This is a genomic window from Streptomyces sp. NPDC057438 (genome assembly GCF_042802995.1).
Taxonomy (GTDB): Bacteria; Actinomycetota; Actinomycetes; order Streptomycetales; family Streptomycetaceae; genus Streptomyces.
Genome location: NZ_JBHVDD010000165.1, coordinates 1 through 8,151 on the forward strand (window position 1 = coordinate 1; position 8,151 = coordinate 8,151).

The 8,151-nt window shown below is 71.9% G+C and carries 7 protein-coding genes; 4 read left to right on the plus strand and 3 right to left on the minus strand.

What is annotated here, in order from left to right; all coding sequences use genetic code 11:
• Nucleotides 1–20: 20 nt before the first annotated feature.
• Genes ACFU5F_RS41605 through ACFU5F_RS41615 form a run of 3 tightly spaced genes read right to left on the minus strand, consistent with a single transcriptional unit; the run spans nucleotide 21 to nucleotide 3,903 of the window.
• Entirely contained in the window at nucleotides 21–1,757 is a 1,737-nt protein-coding gene (locus ACFU5F_RS41605; protein ID WP_383898792.1) for a PEP-utilizing enzyme, read from the minus strand.
• A 32-nt stretch (nucleotides 1,758–1,789) separates the two neighbouring features.
• Entirely contained in the window at nucleotides 1,790–2,614 is an 825-nt protein-coding gene (locus ACFU5F_RS41610) for an SDR family NAD(P)-dependent oxidoreductase (protein ID WP_383898794.1), read from the minus strand.
• Nucleotides 2,611–3,903 (minus strand): aromatic ring-hydroxylating dioxygenase subunit alpha, encoded by a 1,293-nt coding sequence (locus tag ACFU5F_RS41615; protein ID WP_383898796.1) that lies wholly within the window; start codon nucleotides 3,901–3,903, stop codon nucleotides 2,611–2,613. The genes ACFU5F_RS41610 and ACFU5F_RS41615 overlap by 4 nt, the downstream gene beginning before the upstream one ends.
• A gap of 155 nt (nucleotides 3,904–4,058) precedes the next feature.
• On the opposite strand from ACFU5F_RS41615, the gene ACFU5F_RS41620 reads away from it, so the two are divergent.
• The 4 genes from ACFU5F_RS41620 (at nucleotide 4,059) to ACFU5F_RS41635 (ending at nucleotide 8,088) form a co-directional block, all read left to right on the plus strand.
• The gene (locus ACFU5F_RS41620) at nucleotides 4,059–4,532 is read left to right on the plus strand and encodes a VOC family protein (RefSeq protein ID WP_383898797.1); all 474 of its coding nucleotides are present in this window, start codon (nucleotides 4,059–4,061) and stop codon (nucleotides 4,530–4,532) included.
• 96 nt (nucleotides 4,533–4,628) lie between these two features.
• A complete protein-coding gene (locus tag ACFU5F_RS41625) occupies nucleotides 4,629–5,633 on the plus strand; it encodes a thiamine pyrophosphate-dependent dehydrogenase E1 component subunit alpha (protein ID WP_383898799.1) in 1,005 nt (334 codons plus the stop codon).
• A 5-nt stretch (nucleotides 5,634–5,638) separates the two neighbouring features.
• On the plus strand, nucleotides 5,639–6,664 hold the full coding sequence (locus tag ACFU5F_RS41630) for an alpha-ketoacid dehydrogenase subunit beta (RefSeq protein ID WP_383898801.1): 1,026 nt from the start codon (nucleotides 5,639–5,641) through the stop codon (nucleotides 6,662–6,664).
• On the plus strand, nucleotides 6,661–8,088 hold the full coding sequence (locus ACFU5F_RS41635; protein WP_383898803.1) for a dihydrolipoamide acetyltransferase family protein: 1,428 nt from the start codon (nucleotides 6,661–6,663) through the stop codon (nucleotides 8,086–8,088). The genes ACFU5F_RS41630 and ACFU5F_RS41635 overlap by 4 nt, the downstream gene beginning before the upstream one ends.
• Nucleotides 8,089–8,151: the final 63 nt, after the last annotated feature.

Sequence of the window (8,151 nt, forward strand, 5' to 3'; positions counted from 1 at the left end):
GCGGCGGGCCCACGTGCTTCTCAGACGCCCAGTGGCGCCGGGACACCGTCCACGGTGACGGTGCCCTTGCCCCCGTCGACCGTGATCATCATGCCGTCCCGCAGTCTGCGCGTTCCGCCCTCGACGGAGATGACGGCGGGGATGCCCAGCTCGCGGCACACCACGACGGCGTGGCTGTTGAGCGCGCCCACGTCCACGACGGCCGCTCCGGCGACCAGGAACAGGGGTGTCCAGGCCGCGTCGGTGATCGGCGCGACCAGCACCTCCCCTGGCTCCAGCGCCTCGCACGAGGCGGGGTCGGTGACCACCCGGACCCGGCCGGTGTAGGTGCCGTGGCTCCCGCCCACGCCGCTGAGCACGTCACCCTCGACCGCGGACTCGGTCTGTTCCTCGGCGCGGCGCGGCCAGGTGTCGAGCGCCGTCCGGGCGTCGTCGGCGATGAAGAACGGCGGCTCCAACTCGTGCAGCGCGGCGTACTCCCGCAGCCGTTGCGCGATGACCGGTCCGAACGGCTCCGGGTCGGCGACGTAGTCGTCGAGTTCGGTGTCCAGCAGCATCATCACGTCCTCGGGCCGGGCGAAGCGCCCCGCTTCGACACCGCGGCGACCCAGCTCCCGTACCGCCATCCGGATCTCGTTGACGACGGTCACGCAGTTGGCCTTGGTGCGTTCGCGGGCCGGGATCCACACCTTCGAGGCGTGCATACCGGCGTCGAACATCGGCCGCGTGTCCTCGGGCAACGCCTCCCGGATCTCCCGCGCGGTCCGCTCGCGGCTCTCGGTGAGCCGGGCGCGCCGGGCGGCCGGGGAGTCGTCGGCGGCGCTGTGCCGGATCCGGTCGACCAGGGCCAGGGCCTGGACGGGCGCCGCCTCCCAGGACAGGGCGTGGATGTCCCACTCGTTGGGGCCGCGGTCGCCGGACGCGGCCAGGAACTCCTCGAACGCGTCACGGAACGCCTTCACGTCCCCGACCGCCCCGTCGAGCGCCCGTTCCACGGCGGCCGGGCCCTCGTCGAACAGCGCGGTCAGTTCCGTGGACGCCGCGACCTGGCGGGACAGCGTCCACAGCCCGTCCGAGGGGGAGGCCGAGTCGACGTCGCCGAGACCGCCGATGAGGTCCAGCATGGCGCCGGGGCGGCCCACGCTCTCGCACAGCGGACCGAGGATGGCGGGTCCGACGGACGCGGGCAGCGACGACTCGACGTGCCGCCGGAAGGTCGTCTCCACCTCGTCCAGCAACGACCGCGCGTGCGCGAGAAGTCGGTCGTCCGCGAGCCCGGACAGGTCAGGACGGTCGCGGCGCAGGCGGCGCAGCCGCCCCTGGTCGGCGTCCGCCTCGGGGAAGCCGCTCTGGCCGAGCATCCGCTGGAGCGTGCCGCCGGCCTTGGCGGTCAACTCCGGATCCTGGTCGTCGGGGTGCGCCGTGTAGACGGGGGTGTCGGAGCGCCGGCCGACGAAGGCGGCGTCGATCTGGTCCGCCGTCTGTCCCATACGGATGCCGAACAGCCGCATGTGCGACAGGTTGAGGTAGAAGTAGCCGCCGAACATCCCGGCGAACGGCGGCCAGGGCCCGGCCACCTCTTCCTCGTGGTAGATCCCGAAGCCGACGAAGCCCTTGCGCCAGCCGTGCAGACCGCGCCCCCAGACCAGGGTCCAGCCGAGCGGGCTGGCCGGTTCCGGAAGGGTCTCGCCCGCGTTGGCCCGGGTGTAGTGGGGCAGCCGCTCACTGCGCTGCCCGTCCGTGATCCAGCTCTTCATGACCGAAGGTCTCCCGCCGTCCGTCCCGCTGCCTACCACTGGGCCGTTCCGCCGTCCACGCTGATCAGCGTGCCCGTGATACCGGCGCCGGCGTCGCCGGCGAGGAGGGAGGCGACGGCCGCGATCTGTTCCACGGTGGTGATCCGCTTGGTGGCCGCGTGCTCCGCGAAGCGGTTCAGCCACTCCTCGTACGTGATGCCCTCGGCCTCCGCCGCGGCCGGTCCCGCGGCCCGCATCAGGTCGGTGTCGACGGCGCCGGGACAGATGGCGTTGCAGGTGATGCCCTGGGTGCCGTACTCGAAGGCGGTCGCCTTCGTCAGGCCGTGGATCGCGTGCTTGTTGGTGATGTAGTGGCTGATCGCCGGCTTGTTGGCCTGCTTGCCCTCGACGGAGGAGATGTTGATGATGCGTCCCCAGCCGGCCGCCAGCATGGCCGGCAGGGCGCGCCGGGTGCCGTAGAAGTAGGCGTTGAGGTTCAGCTTGAGGGCGTCGTGCCAGGCATCGTCGCTGAGCTGGTGGATCGGGGCGAAGCCCGAGGTGCCGCCGGCGTTGTTGACCCAGATGTCGAGCCGTCCGAAGCGCTCGGCGGCGAAGTCCGCGAGGTTCTCGATGTCCTCCTGGCTGTTGGCGTCGCAGGGGTGGAAGACGGCCCGGTCCCCGGCGTCCAGTTCCTCCAGTGCCTGCTTGCCCTTGAGCTCGCTGCGGCCGCTGACGACGACCGTGGCGCCGTCGGCGAGGAATCCCTCGGCGATGGCGCGGCCGATGCTGCGCGTGCTGCCCGTGATCACCGCGACACGTCCGTCGAGGCTGCCCTTGGCCACCATGGTGTTCTCCCGCGAGTGTGGTTGGTTCGTCACCTGGTGGCGCCTGCGGCTCTGTCCAGGGACTGGTGGATGGTGCGGTGGAAGTGCTGGAGTCCGGGCTCGTTGCGTCCGAAGACGAAGTCGGTCCCGTCGAGGGCGGCGAGGCCCTTCTGGACTCCGTAGGTGGTCGCGTAGTCCTCGTCGCGGACCACCTCGTGGAACCACTCGCCGAACCGGTCGGCGGCCTGGCGCTCCTCCTCGGTGACCGCCGGTTCCCGCAGCAGGATGATCTGCTGGGTCACCGACTCGGTGGCCGTCCGGGGAAGCACCAGGGAGACGGCGATCTTCTGCCGCCAGCCGCCGGCGATCGCCAGGCCGGGGAAGAGCCAGTAGATGGGGCCCACGCAGTCGCCCGGGTCACGCTGGTCCGGGGGCAGCTCGACCGCCTGCGCGATCGGGCGCAGGGCGGGGGCGATGCGCTGGTGGGGGCCCCAGGTGTCGTGGGCCATCATGTTGGAGAGGTTCGTCTCGAACACCGTCTTCGGGTGCAGCGAGGCGAAGTGGTAGGTCTCCAGGTATCCGTCGAGGGTGACCTTCCAGTTCGGGCTGGTCAGTTCGCCGGTGGAGTAGTGGTGGCACTCCGCCAGCCGCAGCCCTTCCAGCAGGGGCTGCAGGTCGCCCAGCCAGGCGTCCAGGTCGGGTTCGGCGGCCGGGTCCAGTGAGACGAAGACGATGCCGGCCCGCTCCCCGGCGGGCAGCGTGACGAGGCCGCGCCCCCCGCGCGGGACCTCGCCGAAGGTCTTCTCGGCGTACACACCACGCAGTTCACCGCTGAGGTCGTAGGACCAGGAGTGGTAGGGGCAGGTCAGCCGTTTGGAGACGCCGCACCCGGGTTCCAGGAGCCGGGCGCCCCGGTGCCGGCAGGCGTTGATCATGGCGTGCACGGCGCCCTGGCGGTCCCGGGTGATCAGCACCGGGACGCCGAGGACGTCGATCGCTTTGTAGGTGTGGGGGCCGGGCAGCTCGCAGGACATGGCGAGCGGCAGCGGGACGGTGCGGTGGACGGCGTCCGTCTCCCGGCGCCAGCGGTCGGCGTCGAGGTAATGGGCGACGGGTTCCGTCCACTGGCCGTCCGCCTGGTGCGTCGTGCCGTCGCGGTAGTGCGCCATCACGCGTTCGACGAGCTCGGCGGCCTCCCGCCGCATCTCCACGGACGCGGCGTCGGTGGACCGGTCCCGGCTGATCCACGAGGAGTAGTCGGGAGTCGAGGGGGCCGAGGGGGCCGAGCGCGGCTCGCTCCCGGCGTCCGTCTCCCGTATCTCCGGCGAACTGGTCTGGACCACGATGTCCTCACAATCCTCCCAGCCGCGAGCCGGTGACCGGCTTCGGAATGCGACAGCTGGGCTGTGTCCGAAACGACAACAGGACTTAGTGTGGTCTGTCAATAGAAAGTGGCGAAGTGGCCGCTCGGTGTCCCGTGGGGGTGGGTGTGGTGGGCATGACCCTGCCGTTCGAGGTGGGCGTGGTGGTGCGGGACTTGGAGGCGATGGAGCGCTTCTACGGTGACGTGCTCGGGTGCCGCACCGTGCGCCGCTCGCGGGTGCCGGAGTCCGTCGGCGGTCCGGCGGGCCTCGGCGGTGGGCTGGTCGTGGTCTGGCTCCAGGTGCCCTCCGGAGGGTGCGTGAAGTTGCTCCTTCCCTCGTCACCCCCGTCACTCCCGGCGCCGGTGGCGTCGCCGGCCGGGGTGCTCGGCCCGGCCGTGCGGCCGGGGCTGTCGTACCTGACCTTCCATCTCGACGACATGGACCCGGTGATCGGAGCGCTGGCGGCCGCCGGTGCCCGGCCCCTGTCGGACCCGGTGGTCGTCCTGGCGCGGGGGCGGCGGGTCAGCTTCTGGTCGGATCCGGAGGGCAATGCCGTGGAGCTGGTGGACACGCGGGGGCAGGAGCCCGGTCCGGGGCGTAGTAATTAGAGACCATGTTCAGTAAGGTGCCCCATGCTGGTTACTGTAGACCGGCACAAGTAAGTCCGATTGCTTGGCAACTTCCCTCGGGCGAAGGGGCGGACGATGGCTCAACGAGCGTCGACGGCGTCGAAGAAGTCCGCGCAGGTCACCGCGCGGGTCATCAAGGATCTCCACGAACGCATGGTGCGTATCCGGCTCTTCGAGACCGAGGCGGGCAAGCTCATGGAGGCCGGCAAACTGCCCGGCTTCCTGCATCTCTATGTCGGCCAGGAAGCCGTGGCCGCCGGAGTGATGGCCGCCCTGCGCGACGACGACCAGATCACCTCCACCCACCGCGGACACGGGCACGCCGTGGCCAAGGGGGTGGGCCTGCGGGAGATGTACGCCGAACTGTACGGCCGGGTCACCGGCGCCTGCCTCGGCCGCGGCGGAAGCATGCACATCAACGACGTCACCCGCGGCATGCTCGGCGCCAACGGGATCGTCGGAGCGGGTGTCCCGATCGCGGTGGGCGCCGCCTTCGCCGCCCGGTACAAGGGCGAGGACAGCGTCGCCGTGACCTTCTTCGGCGACGGTGCCACGAACATCGGCGCCTTCCACGAGGGCGCCAACATGGCCGCCGTCCTCGACCTGCCCGTCGTCTTCGTCTGTGAGAACAACGGCTACGCCGAGTTCACGCCCCAGTCGAGGCACATGCTGCTCACCGACGTGGCCGAGCGGGCGGCCGCCTACGGCATGCCCAGCGTCGTCGTCGACGGCATGGACGCCGTCGCCGTCCACCGGGCCGCCGGAGAGGCCGTCGAGCGGGCCCGCTCCGGCGGCGGTCCCATGATGATCGAGGCCAAGACCTACCGCTTCTACGACCACCAGGGTGTCAAGGGACTGCGCCACCCCTACCGCTCGGACGAGGAGGTCGCCGAGTGGAGGGCCCGTGACCCCATCGACCTGCTCGAAGCCCGCGCCCTCGCCGACGGCACCGCCACCCGCGCGGAGCTGGACGACACCTGGCGGCGCACCCGCGAGGAGATCGCCGAGGCCATCGCGTACGCCGAGACGAGCCCCCTGCCCGACACCGCCGACCTGCTGGCCAACGTCTACTCGGGATGACCGCCATGACCACCCGCACCGAAGCACAGGCCGCCGCCCCGGAAGGCACGGCCCGCAAACTCACCTACGTCAAGGCCTTCAACGAAGGGCTCGCGCAGGCCATGCGCGAGGACGAGAACGTCTTCGTCGCCGGCGAGGACGTGGCCGGATACGGCGGCGTCTTCCGCATGTTCGACAACCTGCTCGACGAGTTCGGTCCCCGCCGCATGATCGACACCCCGATCTCCGAGGCCGCCCTGGTCGGCCTCGGGGTGGGAGCCGCCGCGCGCGGACTGCGGCCCGTCGTCGACCTGATGTTCATGGACTTCATCGGCGTCTGCCTCGACCAGATCGTCAACCAGGCCGCCAAGATGAAGTACATGTTCGGCGGCTCGGTGTCCGTCCCGCTGACCATCACCACCGCCTCCGGAGCGGGCCTGGGCGCCGCCGCCCAGCACAGCCAGAGCCTGGAGGCCTGGCTCGCCCATGTGCCCGGCCTCAAGGTGGTGATGCCGTCCGACGCGTACACCGCCAAGGGGCTCACCGTCGCGGCGATCAGGGACGACAACCCGGTCGTCGTGATGCTCAACAAGGTCCTGCTCGGCAGTACCGGCGAGGTGCCCGAGGAGATCTACGGCATCCCGCTGGGCCGTGCGCACACCGCCCGGCCGGGGTCCGACGTCACCGTGATCGCGCTGGGCCGCATGGTGGGCGAGGCCCTCGCGGCGGCCGACGAACTCGCCGCCGAGGGCGTGGAGATCGAGGTGATCGACCCGCGTACCGTGCAGCCCCTGGACACCGAGACCATGTTCGCCTCCGTGCGCCGCACCAACCGGGCCCTCGTGGTGCACGAGGCCGTCACCTTCGGCGGGCTCGGCGCGGAGATAGCCGCCCAGATCCAGGACGCGGCCTTCGACCACCTCGACGCGCCGGTCCTCAGGATCGGCGCCCCCTTCTCCCCGGTGCCGTTCTCCCCGGTCCTGGAGAAGGCCTACGTTCCCGATCGCGTCCGGATCGCCCAGGGCTGCCGGCGCCTCCTCGAAAGGGCGTGACCGACGTGGCGGTCGAGGTTCTGCTGCCGAAGATCGGTCTGACCATGCAGGAAGGCACGATCGACGCATGGCTCGTGCCCACCGGCGCGGCCGTCGCGGAGGGCGACGCGCTGCTGCGGCTGGCCACCGACAAGGTCGACGTGGACGTCGAGGCCGAGGCCGGGGGCCGGCTCCACCCGCTGGTCCCGGCGGGCACCACCCTCCCCGCCGGAGCGCTCATCGGCTGGCTGCTGGCCGAGGGCGAACAGCCGCCGGACCCGACCGGTACGCCGATGCCGGCCGGGTCCGGTTCCACCGCCACCGCGCCGACGGCCGCCCCGGACGCGGCGGCGGCCGTCTCCTCGCTCGGCGACACCCCCGCCGCCCGCGCCCCAGGCGGCCGGCTCCTCGCCTCGCCGAACGCCCGACGGGTGGCGTCCGGGGCCGGCGTCGACCTCACCGTCGTACGCGGCACCGGACCCGGCGGACGGATCGTCTCCGAGGACGTGGAGGAGTTCCTCGCCGAAGCCGCCGCCGCTGCCCCTGCTCCTGCTCCTGCCCCGGCGTCCGCCCCCGCCCTCCCCGTCTCGCCGCTGGTCCGCCGTCTGGCGAAGGAGCGCGGCATCGACCTCGCGGACGTGAACGGCACCGGGCCCGGCGGCCGGATCCGCAGGTCCGACCTCGACCCCGTCACGCCGGCGCCGACACCGGCGCCCGCACCGGTGTCCGTCCGCAGGAACACCGCACCGCCCCGGCCGGGAGACGTCCTCCCCCTCACTGGGATGCGCGGCACCATCGCCCGCCGGATGCACGCCAGCCTCCAGGAGATGGCGCAGCTGACCCACGGGTACGAGGTGCGGATGGACGCCGTGGTGACCCTGCGGGACCGGCTCAAGGAGGAATGGGCCGACGGCGACCTCCCCGTCCCCAGCCTCAACGACTTCCTGCTGAAGGCCGCCGCGCTGGCCCTGCGCGAACACCCGCTGCTCAACGCCACCGTGCGCCAGGACGGCGTCCATCTGCTCGACGCCATCCACCTCGGCTTCGCCGTGGCCGTGCCGGGCGGCCTTCTGGTCCCGGTGATCGAGGACGCGGCGGCACTGCCCCTGCCGGAGATCGCCCGCCGGTCGAAGGAGCTGGCGCGGGCCGCCCGCGACGGGCGTATCGGCCCGGACCAGCTGGAGGGCGCCACCTTCACCGTCACCTCGCTGGGCGGCTACGGCGTGGACTTCTTCACCCCGGTGATCAACCCCGGCAATGTCGCCATCCTCGGGGTGGGCGCGCTCAGGGACGGGGTCGAGTGGCGGGACGACCGGCCGCTGCGGACCCGGGTGCTGACCCTGAGTCTCACGTTCGACCACCGCGCCGTCGACGGAGCACCCGCGGCTGAGTATCTGCGCACGGTCGGAGAGCTGCTGCGCAAGCCGCTGCGTCTGCTGGTGTGACCGTGACCCTGACCGGCGGCCGAACAGCCCGGCGGCGACCGTGATTACCGGTCGCCGCCGGGC